Source organism: Amycolatopsis sp. WGS_07, assembly GCF_045278895.1.
Classification (GTDB): Bacteria; Actinomycetota; Actinomycetes; order Mycobacteriales; family Pseudonocardiaceae; genus Amycolatopsis.
Genome location: NZ_CP136053.1, coordinates 1,320,658 through 1,334,920 on the forward strand (window position 1 = coordinate 1,320,658; position 14,263 = coordinate 1,334,920).

At 67.4% G+C, this 14,263-nt stretch carries 17 protein-coding genes and 1 pseudogene; 14 read left to right on the plus strand and 4 right to left on the minus strand.

Annotation, left to right across the window (positions count from 1 at the left end; genetic code table 11):
• Positions 1-25: 25 nt before the first annotated feature.
• Positions 26-433 carry a hypothetical protein gene (locus tag RPX00_RS06045; RefSeq protein ID WP_406638240.1) on the plus strand — a complete coding sequence of 136 codons (408 nt, stop codon included), beginning with the start codon at positions 26-28 and terminating at the stop codon, positions 431-433.
• Positions 430-720, plus strand: a complete 291-nt coding sequence (locus tag RPX00_RS06050; protein ID WP_406638242.1) for a winged helix-turn-helix domain-containing protein — start codon at positions 430-432, stop codon at positions 718-720. The genes RPX00_RS06045 and RPX00_RS06050 overlap by 4 nt, the downstream gene beginning before the upstream one ends.
• Here the strand turns inward: RPX00_RS06050 and RPX00_RS06055 are convergent.
• Positions 717-2,150: an MFS transporter gene (locus RPX00_RS06055; RefSeq protein ID WP_406638244.1), complete on the minus strand. Its 1,434-nt coding sequence runs from the start codon at positions 2,148-2,150 to the stop codon at positions 717-719. The genes RPX00_RS06050 and RPX00_RS06055 overlap by 4 nt on opposite strands.
• Positions 2,151-2,228: 78 nt before the next feature.
• On the opposite strand from RPX00_RS06055, the gene RPX00_RS06060 reads away from it, so the two are divergent.
• The 6 genes from RPX00_RS06060 to RPX00_RS06085 all read left to right on the plus strand — a co-directional run bounded on the left by RPX00_RS06060 (position 2,229) and on the right by RPX00_RS06085 (position 7,876).
• Positions 2,229-3,143 carry a phosphotransferase family protein gene (locus RPX00_RS06060; RefSeq protein ID WP_406638246.1) on the plus strand — a complete coding sequence of 305 codons (915 nt, stop codon included), beginning with the start codon at positions 2,229-2,231 and terminating at the stop codon, positions 3,141-3,143.
• Positions 3,144-3,210: 67 nt separating this feature from the next.
• Entirely contained in the window at positions 3,211-4,734 is a 1,524-nt protein-coding gene (locus RPX00_RS06065) for a hypothetical protein (RefSeq protein ID WP_406638248.1), read from the plus strand.
• Between the two features lie 231 nt (positions 4,735-4,965).
• Positions 4,966-5,367 (plus strand): hypothetical protein, encoded by a 402-nt coding sequence (locus RPX00_RS06070; protein ID WP_406638250.1) that lies wholly within the window; start codon positions 4,966-4,968, stop codon positions 5,365-5,367.
• Entirely contained in the window at positions 5,364-5,978 is a 615-nt protein-coding gene (locus tag RPX00_RS06075; RefSeq protein WP_406638252.1) for a DUF3558 domain-containing protein, read from the plus strand. Before RPX00_RS06070 ends, RPX00_RS06075 begins: the two co-directional genes overlap by 4 nt.
• A 14-nt stretch (positions 5,979-5,992) precedes the next feature.
• Positions 5,993-7,141, plus strand: a complete 1,149-nt coding sequence (locus tag RPX00_RS06080; RefSeq protein ID WP_406638254.1) for a PPE domain-containing protein — start codon at positions 5,993-5,995, stop codon at positions 7,139-7,141.
• Positions 7,142-7,162: 21 nt separating this feature from the next.
• Positions 7,163-7,876, plus strand: coding sequence for an ESX secretion-associated protein EspG (locus RPX00_RS06085; protein ID WP_406638258.1), 714 nt, complete (start codon positions 7,163-7,165; stop codon positions 7,874-7,876).
• A 21-nt stretch (positions 7,877-7,897) separates the two neighbouring features.
• Here the strand turns inward: RPX00_RS06085 and RPX00_RS06090 are convergent, their stop codons facing one another.
• Both RPX00_RS06090 and mca read right to left on the minus strand, forming a co-directional pair.
• Positions 7,898-8,233 (minus strand): hypothetical protein, encoded by a 336-nt coding sequence (locus RPX00_RS06090; protein ID WP_406638260.1) that lies wholly within the window; start codon positions 8,231-8,233, stop codon positions 7,898-7,900.
• Complete coding sequence (gene mca, locus RPX00_RS06095) at positions 8,230-9,144, minus strand: mycothiol conjugate amidase Mca (protein ID WP_406638262.1); 915 nt, start codon at positions 9,142-9,144, stop codon at positions 8,230-8,232. The genes RPX00_RS06090 and mca overlap by 4 nt, the downstream gene beginning before the upstream one ends.
• A gap of 159 nt (positions 9,145-9,303) precedes the next feature.
• Here mca and RPX00_RS06100 point away from each other — a divergent pair, with 159 nt between their 5' ends.
• The 3 genes and pseudogenes from RPX00_RS06100 to RPX00_RS06110 all read left to right on the plus strand — a co-directional run bounded on the left by RPX00_RS06100 (position 9,304) and on the right by RPX00_RS06110 (position 11,367).
• The gene (locus RPX00_RS06100) at positions 9,304-9,780 is read left to right on the plus strand and encodes a DUF4307 domain-containing protein (RefSeq protein ID WP_406638263.1); all 477 of its coding nucleotides are present in this window, start codon (positions 9,304-9,306) and stop codon (positions 9,778-9,780) included.
• 187 nt (positions 9,781-9,967) lie between these two features.
• Positions 9,968-10,467: pseudogene (gene greA, locus RPX00_RS06105) on the plus strand (transcription elongation factor GreA).
• A 96-nt stretch (positions 10,468-10,563) separates the two neighbouring features.
• A complete protein-coding gene (locus RPX00_RS06110; protein ID WP_406638265.1) occupies positions 10,564-11,367 on the plus strand; it encodes an MBL fold metallo-hydrolase in 804 nt (267 codons plus the stop codon).
• Here RPX00_RS06110 and RPX00_RS06115 read toward each other — a convergent pair.
• Entirely contained in the window at positions 11,351-11,821 is a 471-nt protein-coding gene (locus RPX00_RS06115) for an Lrp/AsnC family transcriptional regulator (protein ID WP_009083170.1), read from the minus strand. The genes RPX00_RS06110 and RPX00_RS06115 overlap by 17 nt on opposite strands.
• Before the next feature lie 120 nt (positions 11,822-11,941).
• On the opposite strand from RPX00_RS06115, the gene hppD reads away from it, so the two are divergent.
• From hppD to RPX00_RS06130, 3 genes are all read left to right on the plus strand, one after another.
• The gene (gene hppD, locus RPX00_RS06120; RefSeq protein WP_037816724.1) at positions 11,942-13,141 is read left to right on the plus strand and encodes a 4-hydroxyphenylpyruvate dioxygenase; all 1,200 of its coding nucleotides are present in this window, start codon (positions 11,942-11,944) and stop codon (positions 13,139-13,141) included.
• Between the two features lie 198 nt (positions 13,142-13,339).
• Positions 13,340-13,900: a YbaB/EbfC family nucleoid-associated protein gene (locus RPX00_RS06125; RefSeq protein ID WP_406638267.1), complete on the plus strand. Its 561-nt coding sequence runs from the start codon at positions 13,340-13,342 to the stop codon at positions 13,898-13,900.
• A gap of 29 nt (positions 13,901-13,929) precedes the next feature.
• Positions 13,930-14,235, plus strand: a complete 306-nt coding sequence (locus RPX00_RS06130) for a type VII secretion target (protein ID WP_406638269.1) — start codon at positions 13,930-13,932, stop codon at positions 14,233-14,235.
• Positions 14,236-14,263: the final 28 nt, after the last annotated feature.

Here is a 14,263-nt window from a genome sequence, read left to right on the forward strand (position 1 = left end):
CCATCAGCCAAAGGGGTCTGGCGACATGGACAAAACAGCGGCCGAACAGGCGTTGCGCACCGCCGAGTCAGCGTCGTCGAAGGTGCTCGCGCAGGGTCGGTGGTACCCGAAGGCATTGCTGGCGCTTGGCGTCCTCGAGGCCGCCATCCTGCTGGCCGGCGGCCTCGGCAACGTTGGACTGCTGCTCATGCCGGGCAGCCTGGTCCCGCTTTTCGTCTTCATCGTCTACACCGCGACCCGTCCCGTGGTCGGCCGGCACCAGCGCGTGCTCTATCCGATCCTCGGCGCGAGCGTCAGCTTGGTCATCGCGATCGCCGCCCCGCTCGGACAGGTGCGTTTCACCGCGAATCCGGCCTGGTGGGTGCCCGCCGCGGTGCTCAGCGCGGTGCCGTTCCTGGTGGCCGCCTGGCTGGAAACGCGCGGCCGCCGATGAATCATCCCCGGCTCGCGCTGGATTCGGTGATCCACTCGCCGATCCGGTTCTCCATCACCGCGGCTCTCGCGGCGGTCGACGAAGCCGATTTCAAATCTGTCCGGGACGCGGTGGAAATCTCCGATTCCGTACTGTCCAAACAGGTCTCGACGCTGGAAGCGGCGGGATACGTCGCGGTGCGCAAGGTCTTCGTCGGCAAACGCCCCCGCACGTACCTGTCGCTGACGCCGAGCGGGCGCAAGGCCTGGGACGCGCACGTCCGGGCCTTGCGCCAGATCGCCGGTTAAGCCTGCTGGACAGCAGCTTTCCGCCGCCAGGCAGCGGTGCCCCGCCAGACGCACCACGCGCCCGCGACTCCGGCCAGTCCGATGCCGCAGAGCGCAGCTCGGGCCTGTCCTTCCGGGGCGGGCCCGCCGAGGTGGACCAAAACCCCCGCGACAGCGGATCCGATGGCATTCGAGACGAGTTGCACGGTGTTGATCGCCGCGGCAGCGGTGTCGCCCTCGTCGTCGGAAGCGACCCCGCCCATGATGCGTGCGGCGACGTGCGGCCAAGCGATGCCAATCCCGGCCCCGCCCACCAGGAGAGCCACCGTCCAGGCCACGGTCACGCCGGTTCCCATAGCCGCGCCGACCAGCAGTCCGGCGGTCACGAAGCCGACGGTGATCAACAGCGGCCCCGCCGAAGCCACCCGGCTCTTGGCCCCCAGCCCTGCGATACCCGCGCTGGGCACCTCGCCCAGAGTCCAGCCCAGCGCGATCGCGGCACCCACGAATCCAGCCAGCAGCGGAGCGAGTCCCGCCAGACGTTGTCCGAACAACGGAATGAACGCCTCGATCTGCGACGCGAGGGCCAGCAGCGCGACCGCGCCGTAGCACCAGGGAAGCGGAGACGACCAGGAGAAAGCCGACCGCGGCAGGATCCGCCCGCCGCGGCGCTTGTCGTACGCGAACGCCAGGCCAAGGCTGAGCAGAGCCACCACGAGCAGGACACCAAGCAGGACCGTGGAGTCCACGATGTTGGCAATGCTGACCAGCAGCGCGGAAACGACCAAAAGCCCCACCGTGAGCGGGGACGGCACGGGCGGCAGATCGCCCGCGCGCGTCGAGGGCACGGTAAGCGGAACGAGGATCGCCACCAACGCCGTCACGACCAGAAGGGTGACCATCGCGCCGCGCCACATGCCGTACTGCGCAAAGACTCCGCCGACCGCCGGGCCGACGAAGGTGCCGACGCCCCACATCCCGGAAACCAGTGCGGCGCCAAGGGACCACAGGTGCTCCGGCAAGAGAGATCGGATCAGCGCGTAGCCCAGTCCGCACAACAGACCGCCGCCAAGCCCCTGGACGAACCGGCCGGTCAGCAGCACCTCCATGACCGGGGCGACCGCGCAGATCACCGTGCCGAGCGCGAACGCGCCAAGCGCCACGAAGTAGGTATTGCGCGCGCCGAGCCGTGGCAGTGCCGTGCTCACCAATGCCGACGAAATGACTGAAGCCACTAGGAAAACGGTGGTCACCCACGCGTAATACCGAGCGCCTCCGATGTCCTGCACGGCGGCGGGCAGCAGGCTCGTCGTAAGGAACACATTCGTCGCGTACAGCCCCACGCCTCCGGCGAGTACGGCGGCTACGCGACGGTGCCGGCCGCTGAGCAAGTCACGCCAACTTCCCTTGGCTACTGGGGTTTCGGCGTTCTGAGCAGAAGAGCTGGACATATGCCGAACGTAAGACCTATAGCTAACTAGAGGTCAACGCCGGACAATGCGTTTGCCGGGGCGGATAGTGTGATCTTCATGTCAACAGAGGACGCGGTCAGGAATGTTCTGGAGAGGGAATACCCCGGGAATCGGGTCGAGTCGGTTCGTTCCCTCGACAAGGGGTACACCAGCGAACAGTGGGTAGCCGACACCGCCGAGGGTCGGCTGCTGGTGAAAGTGCCGCAGCGCGAACGGAATCCCGAGCATCTGCGGCGGCTGGTCTCAAGCGCTCAGGTGGCGGCCGAGCACGGCGTCCCGGTCGTCCGTTACCGGCTGCTGATACCGCACGAGCCCGCCCTCGATGGCCCGTTGCTCATCCAGGAGTACCAGGAGGGCGATGCGGCGGGCGACGTGTGGGAGTCGCTGGACAAGGACCAGCGCGCGGCCCTGCTCCAAGACCTCGGCGACGTCGCCGGGCGATTGCACGCCATCCAGGGCCCGCATTTCGGGGACGTGCTGGGCGGCGGGAAGACGACGTCGCTTCAGGAGTCGGTAGAGGCCGAGGCCGACGCGCTGCTGCCGCTGGCCGACCCCGCCCTGATCGGCCCGACCGGCTCCCTGCGGTCAGCGCTCGTGTCCGCGGTGACCCGGCTGGACGAGTCCGCGAGCGTCCCCGCCCTCACCCACGGTGACCTGTGGCTCCCGAACATCCTGGTGCGCGACGGCCGGATCACGTGCGTCCTCGACCTCGAACACGCCGCGTACGCAGACCGGTTCCGCGACTTCGGCAAGCTGGACGAGCACATCTTCGACGCGTACCCGGAAGGCCGTGACGTCTTCCTCGCGTCCTATGCTGCCGCTTGTCCGCTACCGGACGACTGGCGTCAGCGGGTGGAACTCGCGCACGCATTGCACGCGCTGAACATGCATGTCTACTTCCGGCGCTGGACTCCGAAATGGGCACCGCAGTACGCGCAGCAGGTCCGGGACTGGCTCGCGGGCGTCCGCTGAACAGACGCTGAGAAATCCGACCATTGGCCTTGGTCGTCCAGCACGAAGATGGCTACAGTCCCCATCTATGAAGCGATTGCTGGGGTTGAAGTCCCTTTTTGCTGTCGTATTCATCGGATGTCTTGGTTTGTCCGGTTGCAGCACCCCTGCGGCATCCGCGGCACCGAACTGGGTCACCTTCGCGAACGGCCGCCTCTCCTACGGCACGGACGGCCAAGGCAACCAGATCCCCGATTTCTCCCGCGTCGGCTACCGCAACGGGGACACTCCGCCCGAACTGCCGGTGGCCGCGACCGTCGAGCCGCAGCCGTCCGGCGATGACACCGCGCGTATTCAGCAGGCCATCAACCAGGTCGCGAACAGCGGCAAACCGGGTGCCGTCCAACTGGCAGCCGGCGACTTCCGGCTCGAAGGAACCCTGCGGATCAGCGCCAGCAACGTCGAACTGCGCGGCGCGGGCAGCGGAACCAAACTGGTCGCGGCAGGCAAACTGCACACCTTGGTCACCATCGCCGGCACCGGTTCGCGGTCCCTCGGCTCAGCGATCCCGGTCACCAGCGGTTACGTCCCAGTCGGCGCGGACCGGCTCGACGTCAACGACGCATCCTCCCTGCACGTCGGCGACCACGTCCTCGTGCAGCGTCCACAGGAACAATCGTGGATTCACGCGATCGGCATGGACAAAATCCCGCCGCGGCCGAACGGCACCCCGAGCAAACAGTGGACCCCGAACACCGGCCTCCAGTTCGACCGGACAATCACCGCTATCAACGGGAAAACCGTCCAATTCGACGTACCGCTGACCAACGCGCTGGAAAGCCAATACACGCACGCGACCGTCACGCGCTATTCGTATCCCGGCCGGATCAGCGGCTCCGGTCTCGCCCACCTGTCCGCGGACGGCGCCGAGTTCGAACAGGATCCCGCCTGGCACAACGACGGCTTCTTCAAATCCCAGCTGGTGTCCGTCGACGCCGCGCAGGACGTGTGGGTCAACGACGTAGTCGCCGACCATTTCGGCTCCGCCTTCGGGATTGGGCAAAACGCGATCCGGACCAGCCTGCTGCACACCTCGTCCCTCGACGAATCCGTCCCGCAGGACATCCACGACCAGCCAGCCGCCTACACGATCAGCGGACAGGAAACCCTGGTGCGGCAATGCGTTGTCACCGGCAGCAACCTGCACGCCTGGATCACGCAAGCCCGAGTGCCCGGCCCGAACGTGATCAGCCACTGCACCGCGACCAACACCGGCTCCCGCATCCTCGACGCCGGACCGCACCAGCGCTGGGCGAGCGGAACCCTGTATGACGACATCAAGATGAGCCCGCCGTCCGGCCACCTTCAACTGTCCGACCGCCAGTGGATGGGCAGCGGCCAGGGCTGGGCCGGGGCGAATTCGGTGCTGTGGAACTGCGACGTCGGCTCGTACCTCGTGGAAAACCCGCCGACCGCACACAACTGGGCGCTCGGATGCACCGGTACGCAGAGCAAACCGCCGTCGGGCCATCGAAACGGCGAGATCGGGTCGCCGGGCAAGCATCAGGCACCGGAGAGCCTTTACGACGAGCAACTGGCCGAACGACGCTGATCAGACGGTCTTGGCCGTCTGCGGCGTAGGACATTCGGGTGATGCTTGCTGTTGGCCGTGGGACAGCTGCCCTGCTCAGGTCCATAAACCGCGAACTCCCCTGCCATTTGCAGTTCGCAAATGCAGACAGGCTTAATCGGGGCGACTACAGTAACCATCCGGTGTCAGAGGGTGACCAAGTGTCTGGGCCCAGCGGACCCGGGACGATCTACGCAAGGGGAGGCGTACATCGTGACCGACAATCAGCAACCCCACCTGCCTCCGGCCCGGAGGTACGGGGGAGCCTCGTTCGAGACGTTGGCGGTCGCGCCGTTGTTGGGCGACGGCTACTCGTACGACAAGGGAACGCTTCAGGAACTCGCCAGATTATATGACGATCTCGCCGATAAATACCGCCTGGACCAGACCTACGCCGCAATCTTCAAGAAGACAAAGCCGCCCGGACAGGATTTTTCCAGCGCGGGCAACGCGGCACTGTTCCGTGACTCCGGGGAAGCTTTGGACGGCTCGCTTCGGCAGTGCGAAAGATACTGCCGGGAACAGGCTGCGAAATACCGCGCGGCGCTCACAAAATACGCAGCCGCCGAGGATGCGCACTCGACTGAAATCGGCAAGACTGGGGGAGGCCTGTGAGACGCGCCCACGCGCTCACCGCAGTCGCCCTGTGCAGCCTGGCCGGTTGCGCGAGCACGATCCCCGGCGGGGCCATCCCGGCCGAACGCACCACGCCGCCGGCACCGAGCAGCACCGCGGCTGGCCAGGTTCCCGGCCCCGGCGTGCCGAAGGTACCGAACCCCCTCGACATCACCCGGTTCAAGCAAAACCCGTGCGACGCCTTGACTTCGGCACAGATCTCCAACCTTCTCGGTGACGGCGCCCGGGTCAAGCCGGATCCGCACGGCCCCGTCGGGCCGGCTTGCGGATGGTTCTCCCAGGCGCAGATCGTGGTCGTATTCCCGAACATCGACAAGCTCGGACTGACCTCGGTCTACGGCGCCAAAGGCGACGCCTACCCGTTCTTCCTTCCCCTCGCCCCCGTCGACGGCTACCCGATCGTCGCTTACGGCGGCCGCGATCACCGGGCCAGCGACGGCGAATGCGACGTCGCACTGGGAACCAGCGACCGCGAAACCGCAGTCGTGTCGATCACTCAATCGGCGGCGCACAAAGGCGAGAAGGATCCGTGCGAATCCGCCCGGGACGTCGCGGAAAAAGTACTCGGCAATCTGCGAGGAGGACGCTGATGGCCGGTCAATCATTGACCCCCGAGGAGATCTACCACAAAATCACCGAAGGGCAGGGCCCCGAATCCCTCGGGGAGACTCATCAAGCCGCGAAGGATCTCAGCGAGCGGCTGCTGAATCGCGCCGACGAAATCGCCCAGCTCGCGGAGAAAGTGCGCGCCGGCTGGCATGGAGTCTCCGCTGAGGAAGCCGCGAATTCGGCTTCTCCCCTGCTCGCCGCCTCCCTGGACCACAGCGCGAACCTGGTGTTCGCCCAGGCCGCTGCGGACGGGCAGTTGTCTGCTTTCCAGACCGTCAAAAACACCGTGAAGCCGGTTGGCGAACGGCCGGAAATCACCGCGCAGGACGTGTACGACGTGCTCAACGGGAAGGACAGCTACTCCGGCCGGCTCGGCCAATGGCAGGCCGATGCCCAGCACAATATCGACGCTTACACCAGCTACCACTCGACGACGGGCACGAACTCCGACCGGATTCCGGCACGTTACGCGGAGCTGAGCGACACCGGTGCGTCCGTGAGCCTCGCAAGCACCGGCGAACGACGAAAGCACCCGGTCAAAGGCCCTCATAACCCGAGCAGTGAACCGCCCGACAGCCACCAGCCCGGAGTGACCCGGCCAGGTCCTCACGCAGAGGCACCGCCAGTTCCGAAACCACGTGAGCCGATCTCCGAGGCAGGCAGCTACCGCCCGGCGAGTCACGCGGGCAGCCGCGAACCTGATCCGGTGGGAGGCAGCGCTCCGGCGGCACCGCCCGAAGCGACCAAACACCCGGACTCGACTCACGCCAGTTCGTACCGCACCAGCGCGCCTCCGCTGCCGCCCGGTTACCAGTTCGGTCCGGTCGGCCAGCCAAGCAACCCCGCGGGCTCAAGCGGATTCGATCAGCCCGTCGTTCCGTTGCCGGGCACCGGCGAGTCACGCGGCGGCACGGGCGATATCGGCACCCGCAGTAACCCAGCACCAACCCGTGGCACCGCCGGAACTCCAAGCACCACAGGGAAAACCGGCAGCCTCCTCGGCGGCGGGCTACCCGCCAAGAACCGTGAAGGAGACAAAGAGAAACCAGCCCCGCCCTACCTCCAGGAGACCGACCCGGACGTGTTCGGCACGCGCGATCTCAAGTCGACTCCTCCGGTGATCGGGGACCGGCCGGCCCGCTAGGCCGTCGGGGAGGAATCAGCGGTGCGCACGACCGAGCTGTCCCTCGACGCCCTCCTCGGCGCGCTCCGGGAAGCTGGGTTCGACGAGCCGCATCCGGTGTTCTCGGGTCGGCTTCGGTTCGCTTCCGAGCGGGTTGACGAGGCGGTCCGGGAGGAGCTGGCCTGGCTGGGCCTGCTCGACCGCGGACGGTTCGTCGACGAGTTCGAGGACGTGCTCTACGCGCTGGCCCGGGCCGACACCGAGTACGTCGCCCATGTCGAGAACCAGGACACCCGGTACAGCGTGCTCGTCGCCGTCCGGGGTCGGACTGGGGTGAAGGCGTTGTGCGCTGGCGATCGGGTGCGGCTGAAGGTGCTGGACGGGATCCGCTCACCGGCCGGGGCGCTGGTCGCGAGCCTGCCGCGGTACCGGCCGGCGCCGCTGGCCGCGTTCTCGCTGCCCCAGGAGGACTTCCAGGCGGACCACACCGACGGCCGCAGTCCGGTCGCCCGCGTGGTCGACGATCTGTTCCAGCAGACCTGGTTCGGCGTCGGCGAGATGACCGTCGCCGTGCGTGCGCCGGCTCGGCCAGGGCGTGCGGAAGCCGGGCCGCTCAGCTACCTCGACCTCACCGACGGTCGCGTCGCGTTCGAGGTGTCCGGGCCCGAGGGAAACCGGTACATCACCGTGCTGCCCGGCGAGGACAGCCTGCTCACGGACAAGCTCGCCGCCCTCCGCGACGGGCTGACCGGCTAGTCCAGGCCCGTCGCCGGGAGGTCAGTCGCTCTTCTTGGCCGCCGCCGCGTCCGGCTTCTTCTCGGCAGCCGGGGCTGCCTCGGGTTCAGCCTCGGCAGCGGGCTCCGAAGAACCGGGCTCCGAAGCGGCCTCTTCCTTGTCGAACGTCTCCGGCACCTTCTTGAGGTGCTTGCTCATCGACCGAACGAGGAAGACGACCGCGATCAGGAACAGGATCAGCACCAGCAGCCCGACCGGCGAGGACTTGCCGAAGTCCTCGCCCTGGCCGCCGTTGTCCCCGCTGTCCGGTTGCTGGGCCAGCACCATTGCCGACGCGGTCAGCGGGACGACCGCGACGGCCGGCACACCGAAACTCATGGGCTCACCTTCTCCTTGATGCCTGCGAACAGATCGTCCTCCGGCAGCGTGCTGTCCACCAGGGAGCGGTTCAGCTCGTACTCCTCAGTGGGCCACACCTCGCGCTGGATCTCCAGCGGAACGGCGAACCAGCGGCTGGTCGGGTCGATCTGCGTGGCGTGCGCCTTCAGCGCCTCGTCGCGCACCTCGAAGTATTCCCCGCACTCGATCCGGGTCGTCACCCGCTCCATGATGTCGGCGCGGTCCGGGTCCCAGGACTTGAGCCACTCCTCGTACGGCGACTCCAGCCCGGCCTCCTTGAGCGCGGTGTCGAACGCCACCATCCTGGCCTTGGAGAACCCGTGCATGTAGTACAGCTTCAGCGGCTGCCACGGCTCGCCTGCCTCCGGGAACCGCTCCGGGTCGCCCGCGGCGTCGAAGGCCGCCATCGACACCTCGTGGGTGCGGATGTGGTCCGGGTGCGGGTAGCCGCCGTTCTCGTCGTACGTGGTGACGACGTGCGGGCGGAACTCGCGGATCACGCGCACCAGCGCCTCGGTGGACTCCTCTAGCGGGACCACCGCGAACGAGCCCTCCGGCACCGGCGGAAGCGGGTCGCCCTCGGGCAGCCCGGAGTCGATGAAACCCAGCCAGCGGTGGCTCACGCCGAGGATCTTCGCCGCGCGCGCCATCTCCTCGCGGCGGATCTCGGTCATGTTCGCGAGCACGTCCGGCCGGTCCATGGCCGGGTTGAGAATGCTGCCCGCCTCGCCTCCGGTGCAGGTCACGACCATGACCTCGTGCCCTTCGGCGACGTATTTGGCCATCGTGGCGGCGCCCTTGCTCGACTCGTCGTCGGGATGGGCGTGCACCGCCATCAGGCGCAGTCGCTGCTTGCGGTCTTCTGTTGTCAGCTCGTCGGCTCCCACCATGGTCCGAACGGCCCTTTCCTGTCCTGTTATTCCGTGACACCTGGTTGCGCCGCGGTAAACCGCCCCGGCTCCGCGCCGCCGGAACGGGTCGCGGATACTCGACCAGGGTGGTGCCCCGGACCGGCCGCGCCACCCATTGTCCTCAGGGGTACGACAAGTTTGACCGGAGGCCCGGATTTGCCGAGCGGGGAGACCGTGACCGCGGAGGGTGGCGCCGTGCCGGCGCGACCCGCGGACCGGTACGGCACCGCGGGCAAGGGCAAGCCGTCGAAGCGCTGGCGCAGGTGGCTTTTCGTGGCCGTCGCGCTGGTGGTCAGCGCCGCGATCGGCTGGATCTACTACCTCAACCTCGGCCAGACCCCGATCGAGGCGGAGCGCGTCGGCTTCAAGGAGCTGCCGAACGACGCGATGGAAGTCACCCTCAACGTCACGAGGGACGACGACAGCAAGCCCGGCGTGTGCGTCGTCCGGGTGCGCGACAAATCCGGCGCGGAAAGCGGCCGCCGGGAGGTGCTGGTCCCCGCCGGGGCCGGCCACAGCAGGGTGAACACAGTGGTGAAGAGCATCGGAGCCCCGGTGACCGCCGACGTGTTCGGCTGCTCGTATTCCATACCACGCTATCTGTCAACCCCGTAGCGGCCAACGGAGTGAAATGCGCGGCGAGCGTCCGCGCGGCGTGAAATGGACCGGCGTCGACCTGTCCTGCCGTGATACGCTCGTACACCAGCACGGCCCCCGACGGGCCGTGTTTTTCCTTTATCTCAGCCGCGTGCGTACGCGGTGGCCGGCTTGTACACCCAAGCCTGGCAGGCCCTACGAGGAGATGGTGACCGTGAGCGACACCAAGGTGACCTGGCTGACCCAGGATGCCTACGACAGGCTCAAGCACGAGCTCGACGAAATGATCGAGAATCGTCCGGTCATCGCCGCCCGCATCAACGACAGCCGCGAAGAGGGCGACCTCAAGGAGAACGGCGGCTACCACGCAGCTCGCGAGGAGCAGGGCCAGGCCGAGGCCCGCATCCGGCATCTGCAGGAGCTGCTGCGCAACGCGAAGGTCGGCGAGGCGCCGGACGACGACGGCACCGCCGGACCGGGCAAGGTGCTCACCGTCAAGTACGACGGGGACGACGAGGAGGAGAAGTTCCTGCTCGCCACCCGTGAGGAAGGCGCGGAGGGCGCGCTCGACGTGTACTCCCCGAGTCGCCGCTGGGCAAGGCCCTGCTCGGCGCCAAGGAGGGCGAGTCCCGCGAGTACGAGCTGCCCAACGGCAAGACCATGAAGGTCACCCTGGTCAAGGCGGTGCCCTACAGCGAGTCCTGACTCGTCGCTGCCGAACGCGCGCCCGCCCGGTTTCCCGTGGCCCGGCGCGCGTTCGGCGGTCTAGTGTCTTCCAGCGAAACCACTGGGAGGACACCGATGAGCACTCTTCCGCTATGCCTCGCGTGCGGAATGCAGTACGCCGCCCCGCGCGCGGACTGCCCGATCTGCACCGACGAACGCCAGTACGTGCCGCCGGGCGGACAGCAATGGACCGACCTGGCGACGCTCCGCTCGCGCGGTGCGCACAAGCCGCGGGTAGAGGAGCAGGGGCCGGGCATCATCGGCGTCGGCTCGGATCCGGGAGTCGCGATCGGCCAGCGCGCGCTGCTGGTGCGCGCGGCGAGCGGCAATTTCCTGTGGGACTGCGCCGCCTACCTGGACGACGAGCTGATCGGCAAGATCACCGAACTCGGCGGCATCACCGGCATCGCGATCAGCCATCCGCACTACTACACGACGATGGTCGAGTGGGCGCACGCCTTCGATGTCCCGGTCTACCTGCACGAAAACGACCAGCAGTGGATCGGCCGGCCGGACTCGTCGATCCAGCTGTGGACCGGCACGACGCTTGACGTCTCGCCGGATCTCCAGCTGATCAACCTCGGCGTGCACTTCTCCGGCGGCACCGTGATGCACTGGCCGGACGGCGAGGAAGGCCGCGGTGCGCTGCTGACCGGCGACATCGTGCAGGTCATCCCAGACCGTACGCACGTCGGTTTCATGTACAGCTACCCGAACCTCATCCCGGAGCGGCCGAGCGTCGTACGGCACGCCGCGGAGCTGTTGGAGCCGTACGCCTTCGAAGCCATCTACGGCGCGTGGTGGGACGCCATTGTGCGTACAGACGGCCATAACGTCGTACAGCGCTCCGCGAAGCGCTATCTCACGTACGCGTCCTAGCCGTCCGTTCGAGCAACGGCCGCACTCGCGGCGGCACTGGTGTCGACAACGCGATCGAAGTCGACGTACGCAGAACATCCGGCACGCCAACCACTTCGTCGATGACGCGTTGCAGATCGTCGTTGTCACGCGCGACAAGGCGTACGAAGAGGTCGCCTTGTCCGGTCGTGGCGTGCACTTCGCACACTTCGTCGATCGCAGCCAGTGCCTCCGCGACACCGGCGCGTTTGCCCTGCGCGATTTCCAGTACGGCGAACGCGGTGAGGCTGTATCCCATCGCGGCCAGATCGAGTTCAGGCGGGAAGCCGCCGAGGATGCCGCGTTCGGTGAGGCGGTCCAGCCGCGCCTGCACGGTGCCGCGTGCGACACCGAGCCGGCGCGCGCATTCGAGCACGCCCAGCCGGGGCGAGTCGGTGAGCAACAGCAGCAGCCGTGCGTCGAGCGAGTCAAGCACCGGTTTCTCCCTGCGCAGGTTGTCCAAGATGACCGAGCCGATCCAGGATAAGCTGAACACATTGTCCAGCTGAAACGGAAACCGTTGCGCAGCTTGCCGGGCGCAACTCATGCTCAGTGCATGACCTCCACGATGGATCCGCACGGCGCACTCGACGACGTCAGCTATGACCAGCTCCGCCAGCTCGTCGGACTGGTGGACCACGACGCTTCGACCGACCCGTTCCCGGTCAAGGCACTGGACGCGGTGGTGTTCATCGCGGGCAACGCCACCCAGACCGCGTGGTTCTACCAGGTCGCGTTCGGCATGCAGCTGGTCGCGTACTCCGGTCCCGAAACGGGACAGCTCGACCACAAGGCCTTCGTGCTCAAGTCCGGTTCCGGACGCTTCGTGATCACCGGCGGCGTGAAGCCGGACTCACCGCTGCTCGACCACCACCGCCGCCACGGCGACGGCGTGATCGACCTCGCGCTCGAGACCACCGACGTCGACAAGTGCATCGAGCACGCCCGCAAGGAGGGCGCGACGATCCTCGAGGAGCCGCACGACGTCAGCGACGAGCACGGCACGATCCGCCGCGCCGCCATCGCCACCTACGGCGAGACCCGGCACACGCTCATCGACCGGTCCCGCTACAACGGCGTCTACCTGCCCGGCTACGAGCCGCGCGAGGGCACCGTCAAGCGGCCCGAGGGCGCGCCGAAGCGGCTGTTCCAGGCGGTCGACCACTGCGTCGGCAACGTCGAACTCGGCAAGATGGACTACTGGGTCGACTGGTACCACCGCGTCATGGGCTTCGTGAACATGGCGGAGTTCGTCGGCGACGACATCGCCACCGACTACTCGGCGCTGATGAGCAAGGTGGTGTCGAACGGCAACCACCGGGTCAAGTTCCCGCTCAACGAGCCGGCGATCGCGAAGAAGAAGTCGCAGATCGACGAGTACCTCGAGTTCTACGAGGGCGCCGGCTGCCAGCACATCGCGTTGGCCACCAACGACATCATCGCCACCATCACCGCGATGCGCGAGGCGGGCGTCGAGTTCCTCGACACCCCGGACTCGTACTACGATGACCCCGAGCTGCGCGCCCGGATCGGCAAGGTGCGCGTGCCGATCGAAACCCTGAAGGAGCACCGGATCCTGGTCGACCGCGACGAGGACGGCTACCTGCTGCAGGTCTTCACCAAGCCGATCGGCGACCGGCCCACCGTGTTCTACGAGCTGATCGAGCGGCACGGTTCGCTCGGCTTCGGCAAGGGCAACTTCAAGGCTCTGTTCGAGGCGATCGAACGGGAGCAGGAGCGCCGCGGCAACCTCTGACCCGCTCCCTCCCTTCCCCCGGCCCGTCCGCGTACCTCGCGGGCGGGCCGTTTTTATTACGGCGCGCTACCAGAAGTTCGCGTACAGTAGTCAGCAGTACATAGAGAACCGCGCCGCGCGGACAATTCGGAACCGCGCGGAACCGACGGGGTCGCGCGTCCGTCATTCTGGAGAAGTCACCGTGGAGAAAGGGGCCCGATGCCGGACAGCATCGATGCCAGCGAGCAGATGGTCGAGGGCTGGACGAAGCAGCTCCAGCAGACCGCTGCCCGCTACCAGGCGATGGCCGAGCGTATGCAGGGCCAGACTGTCACCGAACGGTCGAAGGACGGTTCGGTCGAGGTCACCGTGGATGCCAAGGGGCTGTTGAAGAACCTGGTGCTCGCGGACTCCGCGGCGGGCAAGAAGATGGCCGAGGTCTCCGCCGAGGTGATGCGGCTCGTGCAGCGCGCGCAGGCCCGGATCCCCGAACTGCTGCAGCAGGCCGCGGCCGAGACCGTCGGCGGCGACCAGACCACGGAGACACTGGTGGCCGACGCGCAGCGGACGTTCCCCGCGCCGCCGCCCGAGGAGCCGGCCGAGTCCGCGTCCGACCGGGTGCGCCGGTTCCTGCCCGAGGACGCTGAAGAAGCAGGTGCCGCCACGCCGCCACCACCGGCGCGCCCGGCGGCCCCGCCGCCACCACCGCCTCAGCAGCAACGCCGCCGCCGAAGCTCGTCGGACGATGACGACGACTTCGGCGGATCGATCCTGCACTGACCGGAAGCCGTTCCAGGGGGAAGAAAACCATGGCACCCAGGGGTTACGAGATCGGCGGCGATCTCGAGGCGCACGCCCGGCAGCTCGACGCGCTCGCCGACGGGCTGAAGCAGGCTGTCGACGCCGCGAACCAGGTCAGCATGCCCACCGACGCGTACGGCATCCTCTGCCAGCCGTTCCGGATGATGCTGGACCCGGTGGAGAACTACGGGATCGAGGCATTGCAGAACACGGTCACCGCGATGGACGCGCAGGCGCAGAAGGTCCGCGACGCGGCGAAGGCGTACGAAAGCTATGAAGGCGAAGCTGCCGGTTCGATGAAGGCGAGCGACTGATGCCCGAAGGCAATCCTCTGGTCGCACA

What these genes read in the sequence shown, in the direction of transcription:
- RPX00_RS06045 (WP_406638240.1), top strand. Translation starts at nt 26, where the DNA reads ATGGACAAAACAGCGGCCGAACAGGCGTTGCGCACCGCCGAGTCAGCG.
- RPX00_RS06050 (WP_406638242.1), top strand. Translation starts at nt 430, where the DNA reads ATGAATCATCCCCGGCTCGCGCTGGATTCGGTGATCCACTCGCCGATC.
- RPX00_RS06055 (WP_406638244.1), bottom strand. Translation starts at nt 2,150, where the DNA reads ATGTCCAGCTCTTCTGCTCAGAACGCCGAAACCCCAGTAGCCAAGGGA.
- RPX00_RS06060 (WP_406638246.1), top strand. Translation starts at nt 2,229, where the DNA reads ATGTCAACAGAGGACGCGGTCAGGAATGTTCTGGAGAGGGAATACCCC.
- RPX00_RS06065 (WP_406638248.1), top strand. Translation starts at nt 3,211, where the DNA reads ATGAAGCGATTGCTGGGGTTGAAGTCCCTTTTTGCTGTCGTATTCATC.
- RPX00_RS06090 (WP_406638260.1), bottom strand. Translation starts at nt 8,233, where the DNA reads ATGAGTTTCGGTGTGCCGGCCGTCGCGGTCGTCCCGCTGACCGCGTCG.
- mca (WP_406638262.1), bottom strand. Translation starts at nt 9,144, where the DNA reads ATGGTGGGAGCCGACGAGCTGACAACAGAAGACCGCAAGCAGCGACTG.
- RPX00_RS06110 (WP_406638265.1), top strand. Translation starts at nt 10,564, where the DNA reads ATGAGCACTCTTCCGCTATGCCTCGCGTGCGGAATGCAGTACGCCGCC.
- hppD (WP_037816724.1), top strand. Translation starts at nt 11,942, where the DNA reads ATGACCTCCACGATGGATCCGCACGGCGCACTCGACGACGTCAGCTAT.
- RPX00_RS06125 (WP_406638267.1), top strand. Translation starts at nt 13,340, where the DNA reads ATGCCGGACAGCATCGATGCCAGCGAGCAGATGGTCGAGGGCTGGACG.
- RPX00_RS06130 (WP_406638269.1), top strand. Translation starts at nt 13,930, where the DNA reads ATGGCACCCAGGGGTTACGAGATCGGCGGCGATCTCGAGGCGCACGCC.